The sequence below is a fragment of the uncultured Clostridium sp. genome (assembly GCF_900547735.1).
Taxonomy (GTDB): Bacteria; Bacillota; Clostridia; order Lachnospirales; family Lachnospiraceae; genus Otoolea.
Genome location: NZ_URHZ01000072.1, coordinates 1 through 14,409, shown reverse-complemented (window position 1 = coordinate 14,409; position 14,409 = coordinate 1). Strand labels below are relative to the sequence as shown.

Annotated in this window: 13 protein-coding genes and 1 other annotated feature; of the genes, 5 read left to right on the top strand and 8 right to left on the bottom strand. The window is 48.8% G+C overall.

The genetic code is table 11. The annotated features are described in order from the left end of the window. Positions 1–731 precede the first annotated feature (731 nt). The 5 genes from QZT18_RS18755 to QZT18_RS18735 all read left to right on the top strand — a co-directional run bounded on the left by QZT18_RS18755 (position 732) and on the right by QZT18_RS18735 (position 4,867). Positions 732–1,292: a manganese efflux pump MntP family protein gene (locus QZT18_RS18755; protein WP_294150356.1), complete on the top strand. Its 561-nt coding sequence runs from the start codon at positions 732–734 to the stop codon at positions 1,290–1,292. A 180-nt stretch (positions 1,293–1,472) separates the two neighbouring features. Then, positions 1,473–2,201 carry a hypothetical protein gene (locus QZT18_RS18750; RefSeq protein WP_294150353.1) on the top strand — a complete coding sequence of 243 codons (729 nt, stop codon included), beginning with the start codon at positions 1,473–1,475 and terminating at the stop codon, positions 2,199–2,201. 379 nt (positions 2,202–2,580) lie between these two features. After that, the gene (locus QZT18_RS18745) at positions 2,581–3,333 is read left to right on the top strand and encodes a MerR family transcriptional regulator (RefSeq protein WP_294150351.1); all 753 of its coding nucleotides are present in this window, start codon (positions 2,581–2,583) and stop codon (positions 3,331–3,333) included. A gap of 69 nt (positions 3,334–3,402) precedes the next feature. Continuing rightward, the gene (locus QZT18_RS18740; RefSeq protein WP_294150349.1) at positions 3,403–4,131 is read left to right on the top strand and encodes an ABC transporter ATP-binding protein; all 729 of its coding nucleotides are present in this window, start codon (positions 3,403–3,405) and stop codon (positions 4,129–4,131) included. After that, the gene (locus QZT18_RS18735; protein WP_294150347.1) at positions 4,124–4,867 is read left to right on the top strand and encodes an ABC transporter permease; all 744 of its coding nucleotides are present in this window, start codon (positions 4,124–4,126) and stop codon (positions 4,865–4,867) included. Before QZT18_RS18740 ends, QZT18_RS18735 begins: the two co-directional genes overlap by 8 nt. 200 nt (positions 4,868–5,067) lie before the next feature. Here the strand turns inward: QZT18_RS18735 and tyrS are convergent, their stop codons facing one another. The 8 genes from tyrS to QZT18_RS18695 all read right to left on the bottom strand — a co-directional run bounded on the left by tyrS (position 5,068) and on the right by QZT18_RS18695 (position 13,875). Further along, complete coding sequence (tyrS, locus tag QZT18_RS18730) at positions 5,068–6,291, bottom strand: tyrosine--tRNA ligase (protein ID WP_294150346.1); 1,224 nt, start codon at positions 6,289–6,291, stop codon at positions 5,068–5,070. Positions 6,292–6,623: 332 nt separating this feature from the next. Next, positions 6,624–6,899 (bottom strand) — a binding site (T-box leader). A 141-nt stretch (positions 6,900–7,040) separates the two neighbouring features. Then, positions 7,041–8,387 carry a DUF1266 domain-containing protein gene (locus QZT18_RS18725; protein ID WP_294150344.1) on the bottom strand — a complete coding sequence of 449 codons (1,347 nt, stop codon included), beginning with the start codon at positions 8,385–8,387 and terminating at the stop codon, positions 7,041–7,043. 212 nt (positions 8,388–8,599) lie between these two features. Next, complete coding sequence (locus QZT18_RS18720) at positions 8,600–9,868, bottom strand: TRAP transporter large permease (RefSeq protein ID WP_294150343.1); 1,269 nt, start codon at positions 9,866–9,868, stop codon at positions 8,600–8,602. Position 9,869: 1 nt separating this feature from the next. Beyond that, positions 9,870–10,358: a TRAP transporter small permease gene (locus tag QZT18_RS18715; protein ID WP_294150341.1), complete on the bottom strand. Its 489-nt coding sequence runs from the start codon at positions 10,356–10,358 to the stop codon at positions 9,870–9,872. 115 nt (positions 10,359–10,473) lie between these two features. Next, positions 10,474–11,541: a TRAP transporter substrate-binding protein DctP gene (gene dctP / locus QZT18_RS18710; RefSeq protein WP_294150339.1), complete on the bottom strand. Its 1,068-nt coding sequence runs from the start codon at positions 11,539–11,541 to the stop codon at positions 10,474–10,476. A gap of 1 nt (position 11,542) precedes the next feature. Continuing rightward, complete coding sequence (locus QZT18_RS18705) at positions 11,543–12,235, bottom strand: DUF2848 family protein (RefSeq protein WP_294150337.1); 693 nt, start codon at positions 12,233–12,235, stop codon at positions 11,543–11,545. Continuing rightward, entirely contained in the window at positions 12,228–13,037 is an 810-nt protein-coding gene (locus tag QZT18_RS18700; RefSeq protein ID WP_294150335.1) for a carbon-nitrogen family hydrolase, read from the bottom strand. The genes QZT18_RS18705 and QZT18_RS18700 overlap by 8 nt, the downstream gene beginning before the upstream one ends. Before the next feature lie 178 nt (positions 13,038–13,215). Beyond that, positions 13,216–13,875 (bottom strand): GntR family transcriptional regulator, encoded by a 660-nt coding sequence (locus QZT18_RS18695; protein ID WP_294150333.1) that lies wholly within the window; start codon positions 13,873–13,875, stop codon positions 13,216–13,218. Between the last annotated feature and the right edge of the window lie 534 nt (positions 13,876–14,409).

Here is a 14,409-nt window from a genome sequence, read left to right as displayed (position 1 = left end):
ATTATGTCAAGTCAGAAGGGAATCGGTGAAAGGATAGCGGACGGGTGGGGAGGTTGGCGGCTGCTTCCTCTTCCTTTCCCCATGAAAAAGAGTACAACCAGCGGCCGCAGACCGGGACGGAATGGATGGCGACAACCTTCACGTCTTCAGTCCCGGAGGTTTTAAAGGGTAGAGGGAAGAGTCTGTTACCCTGAACAGGTAGTATTCCGCGAGGTGTTTTGTGTGAGTGCAGCGTAGCGTAAGTCACACAAAACCCGAGGGCTGCGGCGCGAAACGGTGTTTTTTACCGTTTCTGTGCATCGCAAAGCGTGTTGCTGGGCACGGAGTGGACAGGAACCAAATTCCCTGTTGACTTTTTTTCTCACTTCCTATAAAATCGTACAGAGATAGGGGAGTAGTTAGCACTCTTGTGTAGTTTGGTCAACATACTGATAGAAATATCTGGCTTAACTTTAAATAATGAGACTTATCTGCGGTCCATGCTGCAGATAAGTCTTTTCTTGATTCATAGGAAATTACGTCCTATGAATCAAAAACGCTCCGCGAGGATGCACATGCCGCGCAGTGGTAAATGGTTGCTGAAGCAACCGCGCGGCAGCGCAAGAGTTCCGCAAGCGAAACTCTTTGTTCATTCATAGGAAATTACGTCCTATGAATCAAAAACGCTCCGCGAAGATGCGCATGAGACAGCCGGCTTCCCGCATATCAATAAACGAACAGGGGGATCTCCTATGTCATTAATCGAACTCTTTATCCTCGCCGTGGGTCTTTCTATGGATGCGTTTGCCGTCGCAGTCTGTAAGGGACTTTCCATGCAGCGCCTGAATAAAAAACATGCTCTTATTATCGGCCTCTATTTCGGCGGATTCCAGGCCGGAATGCCGCTGATTGGTTATTTTCTCGGCTACCATTTTAAGGAGGCCATCACCTCTGTGGATCACTGGATTGCATTTATCCTGCTGGTTCTCATCGGTGCCAATATGGTAAAGGAATCTTTCTGCCGCTGCGACGAGGAAGAACTCGATCCCTCCGTGGATTTTAAAACCATGACCGTGCTTGCAGTCGCTACCAGCATCGACGCTCTGGCCGTCGGCGTTACCCTTGCCTTCCTGAGTGTCCATATTGTGCCGGCCGTCTCTTTTATCGGTATTATCACCTTCCTGCTCTCCGTCGCGGGCGTCAAGGCGGGCAATCTTTTCGGCATGAAATACAAATCAAAGGCCGAATTTGCAGGAGGCGTTATCCTTATTGTAATGGGTACAAAAATCCTGATAGAGCATCTATTCTTCTGATCGGATTTACTTTACTAAGCAGATCTGTTTATTCCTTCCGTCAAAAAAGTTAAGGAAACGGTAATATCCGAAGATTTCCTGACATTTCTTTTAAATGCCCCCATTCTGACCCGTTTTCTGGTAAAATGAGGATATCACGTTTTTAATAGACTATTTTAAGATGATAAGGAGAAGATTTGTATGAAGAATTTCAGATTATCCGCATTTATCACCAGAAAGGCGCCTCTGCTTCTCGGAGCGCTCGCAGCTACCGTGCTGATGGCATTTTCGGGTCCGGCCAAAGCCATTGCCGCTGAGGATGGCCAGGGTTCTCTCGATTTGTACCGTGTCTACGGTACGGTTTCCCATGAGGGCGAGCGCCTGATGCTCAATAATATTCAGGGAGACACGACACTCGATGCACTGGTTTTGAACATCTCAGATGAGACACGGATTCTGGATGCCCTGAACGGTTATCCCGTATCCGCCGATTCCCTGAAGGACGGAGAGATGGTTTATGCCTACATAAGTCCGGCCATGGCCCTCAGTCTGCCTCCGCAGTCCCACGCCGAGATGATTATCTGCCAGATCCCGGCCGGTTTTGCCGCTCCGTCCTATGAAACAGCCGTTAAGCTTACCGGAAACAGTGAATCGGGCTGGCAGCTTACCACCAAACGCGGTATGGTCTACGGCATTGACAGCGAGACAACCGTCCTCCCCTACCTGACCAGGAATATCGTCACTCCGGAAGATCTCACCTCCGGCACCACCTGTCTTGTATGGCCCGACCGTAATATGACCGACGCTTCCGGCAATGAAATCATCCACGCCTCAAAGGTTGTCATCTTCCCGGGCGGCGGTTCTGCCGTTCAGGATTCTTCCGGACCGGCCTCCGATCCGGTTCTGACCGATAAAATAGCGCTGCAGTAATTCTTTATCAGCCGCGGCATCACAGTACGGCTGCATTTTCACAATAATAAAGATAGCTAAAAAAGGGCCTCCTGCATGATGCGGGAAGCCTTTTTTTATTGTCTTTATTGGTCTTCTTAATTTTTCTTCTTTATCCCTCTCTCTTTAAGGCCCCGATACATGCCTGTCACTGTTTCATGAAAGAGGGCCGCCCCGTTTCCGGAGCGATTTCCTCCGCCGATTTTCTCCGCCGATCTTCCGGCCGCCGTCCGTCAGCTCTCCGGGGCCCCGTGAAAGATTCCTATAATAATACAGATCTTAAAATCCGGTCATAATAAAACCCTACATTAATACACCAGCCTTATTTTTTGTAATATAATGAAGACGGAGGTATCCATCTATGAAAACTTACAAAACAAATGAAGTGGCAAAAATTATCGGTATCCATGTAAATACCGTACGCTTATATGAACAGTGTAAATTGATTCCGGCCCCTGAACGCATGAGTAACGGTTACCGGGTCTTTACCGATCTGCACATTGAGCAGTTCCGGCTGGCCAGGGCCGCTCTCCGGGCGGAAGTGCTGCAGAACGGCCTCAGAAAACAGGCGGTGGAAATCATCAAAGTATCCGCCGCAGGAGATTACCGGGATGCCAGGCAAAGGGCGGCGCGCTATATGGAGCAGGTTGAACTGGAAACAAGACATGCGGAGGAGGCCATCGCCATTGCCGGACAGATTCTGAAAGGCGCGGCGTCCGTCTCACAAAAGGACGGTTCCGTCTATACCCGTAAGGAGACGGCAGAACTTTTACAAATCTCGATGGACACGCTCCGCAACTGGGAACTCAACGGCCTCATTACCGTCAAACGCAGAAAAAACCGGTACCGCGCCTATTTTTGCGAGGATATCGAACGGCTCAAAATGATACGTTCCTTGCGGTGCGCCAATTACTCGCTGACGGCAATTCTGAGGATGCTGTCATCCCTCGATGCAAATCCTTCCGCCAGTATCCGAGAAAAGCTCGACACCCCCGCGCCGGATGAAGACGTGATTACCGCCTGCGATAAGCTGCTCTCCTCCCTTAGGGATGCCAAAAGCAATATGGACTATGTCCTCACTCAGATTGAGAAAATGGAGAAGATGAATCTATAAAGTCTCCACTTACCCACCACCTTTCCTCCCTGTGATATCCTCTCTTTATCAAATAAAGGAGGATATGGTATGCAGATAACCATCAGGGTGTCCGGTCTGGAAAAATCCTACGGCACACTAAACGTAATCAAAAATATTGACATAACCGTTGCGGGAGGCGAAGTCTATGGTCTCCTCGGCGCAAACGGAGCAGGAAAAAGCACAACTATCGAGTGTATTTTAGGCACCAGGAAAGCCGATCGGGGAGAAATCTCCATCCTTGGGATGAATCCGCAGAAGGAACGTAAAAAGCTGTTTGAGCAGGTTGGCGTCCAGTTCCAGGAAGCAAATTATCCCGATAAAATCAAGGTAAACGAGTTATGTGAGGAAACGGCCTGTCTGTACAAATCCCCGGCAGACTATGACGGGCTGCTTAAGCAGTTCGGCCTTACGGAAAAGAGCTCAAGTCTGGTAAGTGAACTGTCCGGCGGCCAGAAGCAGCGGCTGTTCATTGTTCTTGCGCTGATCCCAAATCCGCGGGTCGTATTTCTGGACGAGCTGACCACGGGACTCGACACAAAAGCCAGAAGGAGTGTATGGAAAAGCCTTCAGGAACTGAAGGGAAAGGGACTGACCGTCTTTTTAACCTCTCATTTCATGGATGAGGTGGAGGAGCTCTGCGACAGAATCGGTATTTTAAAAGATGGGGAATTTGTTTTCTGCGGCACGGTGGCCGAAGCAGTTAAAAAAAGTCCGTACGACAGGCTGGAAGATGCTTATCTGTGGTTTACAGGAGAGGAAAAAGACGAAAATGAATAAATTTATTACAATGTTAAAAACAGAGCTGAAACTTTCTTTCCGCGGAATGGACATGATCATTTTTGCCATCTGCATGCCGGTGGTTGTGACCGCGCTGATGGGAATCATTTATGGCGGTAAACCCGCCTTTCCCGGCGCGGATTATACCTTTTTGGAACAGTCCTTCGGCGCCGTCTCGACAATCGCGGTCTGCGCCGGAGGCGTGATGGGCCTGCCGCTTGTAATCTCCGATTACCGTCAGAAGAAAATTCTAAAGCGTTTTAAAATCACACCCTCCAGCCCGGTTCTTCTGCTGTCGGTGCAGGTATCCATCTATATGATTTATTCGCTGATCGCACTGGCGTTAGTCTATCTGGTTTCCACCCTGTTTTTCGGCATGCGCCTAAAGGGAGACTTTCTTCCGTTTATCGGCTCATTTTTCCTTGTCATGCTCTCCATGTTCAGCATCGGAATGATGGTGGGAGGCGTATCTCCAAATACTAAAATTGCCGGTATTCTTGCAAGTCTTTTATATTTTCCAATGTTGATTTTCTCCGGCGCCACGCTGCCGTATGAGGTGATGCCCCCGGTTCTGCAAAAAATAGCCGGTGTGCTGCCCCTGACCCAGGGAATCAAGCTCTTAAAAGCCACATCTCTCGGCCTGCCGCTTGAACATGTAACGGTGTCTCTGATTGTGATGGTTGTGATTGCCGTTGTCTGCGGCGGAATTTCGCTCCTGTTTTTTAAATGGGAGTAAACGCAGGGCCAAAAAGCGCCGGGAAAGCCAATTTACAGCTTTCCCGGCGCTTTTTATTGATTTCACATTGATATTAAAATGTCTTGGTTTAAAGATATCCCAGTTTAAGACCACCTTAGTTTAAAATTATCTTGGTTTAAAACCACTTTATATTAAAACAGCCTTATATTAAAACTGCCTTAGTTTTAACTATAACTATCTTATTTTAAAACTACCTTTTTAAAGTTCTTCTTACCGCGTTTTACAACGACTCCGTCCCCTGAGAGCTGTGCCTTTGTAAATACGGCCTTTGTATCCTTTACCGTCTCGCCGTCCACGGCTACGCCGCCCTGCTCCACGTTTCTCCTTGCCTCGGAACGCGACGGGGCCAGACCGGATTTCTGGAGGATTGTGAGAATATCGATCTCATCCCCTGTAAAATCTTCCTCTGTAAGCTCGGCCGTCGGCATATCGGCAGCATTTCCGCTTGAGAATAACGCTCTGGACGCCTCTTTTGCCTTCTCTGCTTCCTCCTCGCCGTGTACCAGCTTTGTAAGCTCATATGCCAGGATTTCTTTCGCCGTGTTGAGCTGGCTGCCTTCCCATTTGTCCATCTCGTCAATCTGCTCGAGCGGAAGGAAGGTAAGCATTCTTAAGCATTTTAATACATCGGCGTCTCCCACGTTTCTCCAGTACTGGTAGAACTCAAACGGAGTCGTCTTTTCCGGATCCAGCCATACTGCGCCGGACTGCGTCTTGCCCATCTTCTTGCCTTCGGAATTCAGAAGGAGGGTGATGGTCATGGCGTGGGCGTCCTTGCCCAGCTTGCGGCGGATCAGCTCGGTTCCGCCCAGCATGTTGCTCCACTGGTCGTCGCCGCCGAACTGCATGTTGCAGCCGTACTTCTGGAACAGCATATAGAAGTCATAGCTCTGCATAATCATATAGTTAAACTCTAAGAAGCTTAAGCCCTTTTCCATTCTCTGCTTGTAGCACTCCGCCGTCAGCATGCGGTTTACGCTGAAGTGCGGTCCTACTTCACGTAACAGCTCCACATAGTTGAGATCCATCAGCCACTCCGCGTTGTTTACCATCATGGCCTTGCCCTCGGAGAAGTCGATAAAACGGCTCATCTGCTCCTTAAAGCAGTCACAGTTGTGCTGAATCGTGTCCACCGTCATCATCTGGCGCATATCGCTTCTGCCGGACGGATCACCGATCATTCCCGTACCGCCGCCTAAAAGCGCAATCGGTTTATTTCCCGCCATCTGAAGACGTTTCATCAGGCAGAGCGCCATGAAGTGGCCTACATGAAGGCTGTCCGCAGTCGGATCAAAGCCAATGTAAAATGTGGCTTTTCCTTCGTTAATCATGTTTTTGATTTCTTCTTCGTTCGTTACCTGGGCAATCAGGCCTCTGGCAACTAACTCTTCGTAGATTTTCATCGTTATTCTCCTTTTCATTCCTGCTGTAACACCATGTTCAATGTCGCGCAAAGGACGCGCTCGTTTCACAGGTGTGCTTAACCGCTAAGTTCGAAAAAACCTCACTAAGCGGTAATTGCAATGTAACACCATGTTCAATGTCGCGCAGAAAACGCGCTCGTTTCACAGGTGTGCTTAACCGCTAAGTTCGATAAGACCTCACTAAGCGGTAATTGCAATGTAACACCATGTTCAATGTCGCGCAAAGGACGCGCTCGTTTCACAGGTGTGCTTAACCGCTAAGTTCGATAAGACCTTACTAAGCGGTTAATGCAAAAAGCCCCGTCCTTCGCTAAAAGGACGGGGCAATATCCCGTGTTACCACCTTCATTTGCAAACAGCTCGCACTGCCTGCCTCAGTAAGTACATCCTGCTGTTCAGACAGAAGATACTCCGGCACGATAACGTGTGCCCGATACGTCGCAGCCTACTTGGAAATCCTTAAACAATTCCGTTGGGTGCGCGGCTCCGGGATGTATTCGTCTGTCTGCCAACCTGCGCGCCTCTCATCGACCGGCTGCTTTCTGTGCGTCCTGCAGATAACTACTTGTTCCCCTCAAAGCCTTTATTATTAGGTATTAAGTTTAAGTACTTGACATTATAGGGAGTTTTGTTCCGTTTGTCAAGCCCTGAAATTTGAACTGTTCCCATTCTTTGTTACGATTCACAGCCCCGCTGAAAAACGCGGTTCTTTGAGCGGCCGTGAATGGTTACCATTCTTTTTCAAGTTTCATATCCCAGTCCACAGAAAATGGCCCGTTTTCTTCTCCCTGGAGATCATTTACAATTTCCTGTCGTTCGTAAGCGCTGCTGGATAGGTCTTCCAGGGATTCTCCGCTCCAGTAAGAATATCCGTACAGATAGCTCTGGTTAAAGGCTTCCCAGGAGTCAAAGCTCTGCTGCGCCAGCTTCGCTGCCTCCAGTGCGTTATCCAGCGCTTCTTCATAAGTAATATACCCGGCGGCGCATCCCATTCCCATTATTGTTGGAATCCTGCTTAAATCCCATGCAAGGATTGCATTTTCCCCGAAAGCGGCTCTTGCATCGTAGGCAGCGAGAAGGCATACTGCATTCTCCTCGTCCAGACCATCCGAAACGATTTTCTGCTGAACCGCCTCACGGTCCATGTCCTCCGTCACACCATACCCCTCCAGAAATTCCAGCGCATTCCGGTTATGGCCGTTTCCCAACAGATCTTCCTTCGTTTTGATAAGAGAAGCGGCATCGGTTATGTTCCAGCTTTCTGCCAATGCCTGTCTGGCATTCTCATGCATCTGGTCGTAGCCTGCCTGAAGATTCTTCTTTTCTTCTTCATTTGCCGCATTATAAACCTGGTCGGCGGTGGCGGCAACTTCCAGGAGATTTGCTCCGTTCACATGGTCCAAAACAGCTTTCATGCCATCTATAAAATTCACGGATGATGTTTTCTGCTCTTCTTTCAAAATGGTGATGGAAATCTTTTCTCTTACTTTCTCCGGAATACTCTTATTCCCTATTGCCAGAACCGCGCCATAGCTTGCCCTGGACTCTACAAGCACCATGGCTGCATCAAATGAATTCCCATCCTGCTTTACAATGCCCTCCTTGTAAATACAGCGCTCCATTCCCTCCTGTACCTTTTCCGACTCAGCGCTCCATATTGCCGAGATTGACATGTTGGATTCAAAAAAGTCCCCAAAGTCTTCAAGCGAAGTTATCTTATTCCCTTTGTTCACAGGCTCGCTCTTACTTTTTGTAAATGCCATTGCTTCCACAGACGCTTTACCGGAAGCCTCCAGAACCATGAAATTTCCGATTACATCCGTCTGCTTCAGTCCCTCGGGCATTGTGACGCTGTAGGACCCGTCCTTCGAAGTGTATACCGCCATCTCCGGCTCTTTTTGCGACTGACAACCCGTTACAGATACCACCATTATACCGACGGCCAAAACGCTGAATATCTGCAATACGGCACCGTACTTTATCTTGTGCTTAAGGCGTTCCAGCACGTTCTCTGTTTTCATAATCAGCAATACCCCGCCCATCACAAGAATGATAAACCAAAACAAATTGTTCATTTTCATCTCCTCCTTAGTAAATTCTATATACATAAAATTAACAAATATGGTGAAATATGTCAACAGATTGCCCATAGAATTCCAGGGAGGCTTGGCGGCGCTATGTACGGCTCCTGCTGAAACAACGAAGAGCCCGCTTCGCGAACTTTTCATTTCCACTCAATAAAAAATCGCTGCTCCCCGAAAACCAGAGGTGTACAGCGATTTTTATATTATCCGAGCAGGTTAGGCAGGAATGTAACCGTAGCCGGGATGTATGTGATAATCAGCAGGACAATCAGCAGAACCGCCAGCATCGGAAGTAAATCCTTCATCTGGTCTTTCAGCGACACTTCCGCGATGGTTCCCGACACGAACAGGCAGACGCCCAGCGGAGGTGTACACATACCGATTGTCAGGTTGACCGTCATTACAAGGCCGAAGTGAAGAAGGTCGATTCCAAGGCCCTGTACAATCGGGAGGAAGAGCGGGGTAAAGATAACCAGCGCGCTGGTTGTATCGATAAATGTTCCCGCAACTAAAAGCACGATGTTGATGACAAGGAGCATCAGGTATTTATTTCCGATGTTGGCCGTCAGGAATGCGCTGACCTGCTGCGGAACCTGGTTAACCGTGATGATCCAGGTGAACAGGGATGCAAAGGCAACGACAATCAAAACCTGGCCCGTGGATTTGGCGCTGTCGATAAACACGCCCCAAAGGTTTTTAATCTTCAGTTCACGGTAAACAAAAATTCCGATAATCAGGGAGTACACACAGGCGATTGCGCCCGATTCCGTCGCTGTAAAGATACCGCTCATAATGCCGCCGATGATGATAACCGGCATAATCAGCGCCAGCAGCGCGTCTTTTCCTGTTTTTAACACCTCACTTGCCGGCGCTTTCTGCTCACGTCCGACATAATGGCGTTTCTTTCCCACATAGAAGCTGTAAACCATCAGGCCCACGCCCATGATAATACCAGGGATAAATCCGCCGATAAACAGCTTACCGATACTGACGCTGGCCATGGTTCCGTAAAGCAGAAGCGGAATGCTGGGCGGGATAACCGGTCCGATCGAACCGCCGCAGGCCAGAAGGGGAGCCGAGAACGTATTCTCATAGCCCTTTTCCTTCATCAGAGGAATCATGATACCGCCGATTGCCGCGGTAGCCGCAATGGCGGAACCGGTGATAGCGGCGAAAAACATGCAGGCCAGGATGCTGACCATGGCAAGTCCGCTTGGAAAATGGCCAATCAAAGCGTCTGCAAAATCCACGATACGCCTGGACATGCCTCCCTGGACCATCAGTCCGCCTGCCAGAATAAACAGGGGAATGGCGATGAGGGAGATACTGTCCGCTCCGGTGAACATTCTCTGCGTGATGACGGACAGGGGATACCCGGCGGCCGCCACTCCGTAAAGTGAGATTAAACCAAGGGAAAAGCAGATCGGAATTCCGGCTATAAATAATACAAAAAGAAGTAAAATAAGCGCCATCTTACTGTTCCTCCTTTCCCATGCCGAGCAGTTCTTTCACCTGCTCCACCAGAATCTGAATCATGTAAAAGATCATAAATGCCGCCGCACTTGGGATGCTCATGTAATACCAGGACATCGGAATCGGCAGATAAGATGTCGTCTGGGTAGTGCCTGTCTGTGCAAACTGAATTCCCATATATAACAGGAAGGCAAAAAATCCAATCAGTACCACATTAATTATGATTTCCGCAAGTTTTCCGATTTTCTTCGGAAGCGCCGTCAGAAACACGTCTACGTTTAAGTTTGCTTTTTCGTGTACACAGTAAGCCGCTCCCCAAAATACAAGGTATGTAAAACTCAGCCTGATAATATCCTGGCTCCATGGCAGGGGCGCTTTCAGCACGTACCGGCAGACTACCTGCCAGAATGTCACCGCCAGCAGGACGATACCGCTGACCGCCATCACGGCTTTTATCACATGATCCACCACTAGATTGATAACTTTCATACTCGACCTCTCTATCCGTTTCTCATCCGGTGGTTATCATCCACAGCCCCGTTTAAAAATGAGGTTCTGCAAACGGTAACCACCGGTTCTTTTGAATCCATTCGTTTATTCCGGATTATTTTCCGCTGTTTTTGTGCTCATCCAGCTTCTGCATTACAAGCTCTACCAGCTCCGGGTTAACAAGCTCCTTGATTTCATCCCTCTTATAGAAATCTTTTGTCGCTTCTTTGAAACTGTCGATGTCCGGTTCGCTGACCTTTACACCGCTGTTCTTAATCTGCTCCATATACTCCGCTTCCATGGAGTCCACGGCCGTTCTCTGCTCGTCAATGGCATATTTAACCGCCTCGTCGATCCAGCCCTTTACCTCGTCCGTCTGTTTGTCATAGAAGCCCAGGTTCATGATAACGCTCTCTGCACCGTAGGTGTGGCCGTCCAGAACCATGTATTTCTGCACTTCGTCGAAACCGGAGGAAGCGATGGAAACGATTGGGTTTTCCTGTCCGTCCACGGTTCCCTGCTGAAGCGCCGTATAAAGCTCGTTAAACGGAAGCGCCGTTCCTCTTGCCTTTAAGCAGTCCATCAGGCTGAACCATACGGTTGCTTCCTGGACACGGATGGAGAGTCCCTCCATATCGGATGCCGTTACAACTTCACGCACATTGTTTGTGAAATGACGGAATCCCAGCTCTGCAAATCCCAGATGTTTAAATCCCTGTGCCTCGAACAGTTTTTCAAATTCCGGCTGAAGCACTTCGTCCAGGATATAATAAGCTTCTTCTTTGTTTTCAAATAAATATGGGATGGATAAAAGCTGTACATCCGATACCCATGACGGGAGTGTTCCGTCCGTGGTAACGATGGTCATCTCCAGTGTTCCCAGCTTTACGCCCTCGGCCGCCTCACGCTCGCTGCCTAATGAAGCGTTCGGATAAATCGTCACCTTGACCTGGCCGCCGGACAGTTCTTCAATCTTGTCCTTAAAATAAGTTGCCGCAATGGTAGACTGGTGCTTTTCATTTCCAACGGTCGCCACCTTAATCTCAACCGCATCGCCGCTTGCCGCAGCCGCCTCTTTCTTCGCTTCCGTGCCGGCCGGCGTACCCTCTTTACTGCCGCCGCAGCCTGTAAGCGCCGCCGTAATCACCGCTGATGCCAATACTGCCCGAAATAACTTTCTCATCTTACCGTTCCTCCTCGCTCACTGTAATCACATTGTAGTTTAATGATAACTTTCTTCCTAACACTTCGTCTGCCATCTCACATCTGAAATTCGTTCCATAGCGGAATCCTTCGGTCAGCGGAACCGTACCGGAGTAAATCACCGCGTCCCTTATACCGCCCACTCTCTCTTCCAGTTCCTTAAGAATCATGGCCGGATCCATGATATCGGCCAGGGTTCCCTGCTGATACCGGATTTCTGTTCCGTCTACCGTCTGATAGGAATATAGCTTAATGGTTTCCCAGTGTTCTTTTAATTCATCATAATCCCATAACTCTGTTCCGATCGGTTTTGCACAAATCTGCTTTGCCTTCGGAACGCTTATGCTCTCCAGTTCGCGGTCCGTATGGTCGCTTCCAAGTCCGATATAGAGCTTTCCGTCCGTCACAACCATCACGTATTCAACTTCCCCGCATGTTTTTTCACCGATAAAATGCAGGTCCTGTTCCTGGGTCAGCACATAGTTGCCGCACTGGAAAATCGTCGGAATTTTCTTCGGCGCAGGCACTCCAAGCTGTTCCTCCAGCTCCTTAATATGTTCCATCGTCTTTTCCATATTGCGGCCCGCATAGCCTATGGCAAATACCCTGTCGTACTTTATCTCTTTTTCTGCTTCACCGTTCTTTGTCAGAACGCGGAATTTCATCTTACTCATTTTTTGCTTTTCCTTTCACATCGTAAATTTCGGGCCGTCTGTCCCTGTATATGTTAATGCTCTCCCGGATTCCCTTTATCATGTCGAGATCCAGCTCTGCAGACAATACCGCCTCGGCCCCGTCTGCACCGGCGATTGTCTCGCCCCACGGATCGATGGCCGCCGAATATCCTGCGTACTTTGTTTCTCCCGCGGTGCCGCAGGCATTGACACAGACTACAAAACACTGGTTTTCAATCGCTCTCACCCGGTTTAATACCTGCCAGTGGCCTTTTCGAAGACTCGGCCACTGGGCAGCTACAAACAGGACATCCACGCCCCGCAGAGTGAGGGTTCTGATAAGTTCCGGGAAGCGGATGTCGTAACAGATAACCATTGCACAGGCCACACCGTCCAGCTCAAAATTAACGGTATGATCGCCCAGTTTAAAGAAATCCTGTTCTCCCATGGGGGTAAACAGATGAGTCTTGTCATACTCACCAATGCAGTTTCCTTCACGGTCAAATATGTATGCCGTATTATATACGCCGTCCTGTTTTAAATTGGCTACGGAACCGGCCACAATATTAATTCCAAGTTCTTTTGCCAGGGAACCGATCCTTCTCTTTACTTCTTTGCCGTCCCTGTCCGACAGGCTCTCCAGATTTTCCTTTGGGAAAAAGCCCGTATTCCAGGTCTCCGGAAGACAGATGACATCCGGTTTTTCGGCGGCTGCTTTCCGAATCAGTTCTTCCGCATGGGAAAAATTGTATTCCGGGTCCGCAAGCCGCACATCCATCTGAACAATGCTGACTTTCATCATTTCTCCACCTCTTACCCTTTTATCCTCTTTATCTTTTGCCGTGATATATGATATATGATATATGGTATACCACTTGATACAAGATAACATAATTGTGCAATATTGTCAAGCTGTTTTCTTTTTCGCGTGATTTTTTGGGCAGAATGTAACTATTCAGTACTGGGGCCACCGGCCGGTTTTACTGATTGCGGCGTTCTTTCATATAGCCTTCGATATTGATAAATGTTTTCGACATATGATCTTCCATCGCTCGGACCGCCGCACCGGCATCCCGGCTCTTAACGGCATCCAGGATTTTCTGATGCTCTTCCATCGTTGTAATCTTCCGCTCCTTCTGCTTCAAAGCGCGGATACCGAAAAATGAAATAATATCATTAAAATTGTTGAGCAGCCCCTGAAGTGTCCTGTTGTGGCTCAGCTCATAAATCTTCTGATGGAACTTGCGGTCCATCTCAATGTAATCGTATTCGTCGTAGTGATTCAGCATATCCCTCTGACATCGGGCTATCTCTTCCAGCTCCTCCAGATCCCGGTCCGTCACATTCAGGACTGCGTCCTCCACGGCCAGCATCTCCAGGGATTTCCTGATTTTCAACACTTCCAGTACATACTCAAGATCGAACTCACGGACCACTGCGCCCTTGTAAGTCTCCATCACCAGCCATCCGTCGTGGGCCAGCATCTGCATCGCCTCACGTATCGGTGTCCTGCTGATTCCCATCTCGTCCGACAGCTTTCTCTCCGTCAGCACGTCGCCCGGCATATATTGTCCCTTGAGTATCCCCCGTTTAATTTCATCGTACACCTGATATTTATACGGCTGCGCTTTTTGTACCACGTTTCATCTCCCAATTCGTTTTCACTTTATTGTTTTTCATTCCATATCGTTTAATTCTTTTGTCAAATCCCTGCAGAACGTTTTTTTAAATCACAGTACGGGCCCCCTATGACGCATCTCATGACGCGCCTTCTTGTGGCGCCTCTTCTTATGATTCAAAAAATCCCCTGACACAGTTTCCTGTATCAAGGGACGATAGTTATCGTGTATCCGCCTTGATTGAATGAACAGACTCCGCTGTCCGGCCTCTCAAATTATGACGATAACGGAGGGCGGAACCATTCCCGGACGGGAAGTTGTCAGAGCCGGTTGTCAGGTAAAAATTTCCTTTACTTATTTTTTGATTATATCATCCATGCTAATTTTGTCAAGCGCGAAACGGCGTTTTTTGCCGTTTCCGAGCATCCCGCAGCGTGTTACCGGACGCGGCGTGAACCGTGATTTATATCAGTATCCAGCGCTGCAAATGGGGATTTAACTGAGGAATGAGAACGCCGCCGGGACGGTCGGGGTTCGGGATGGTGAGAGGGAGGG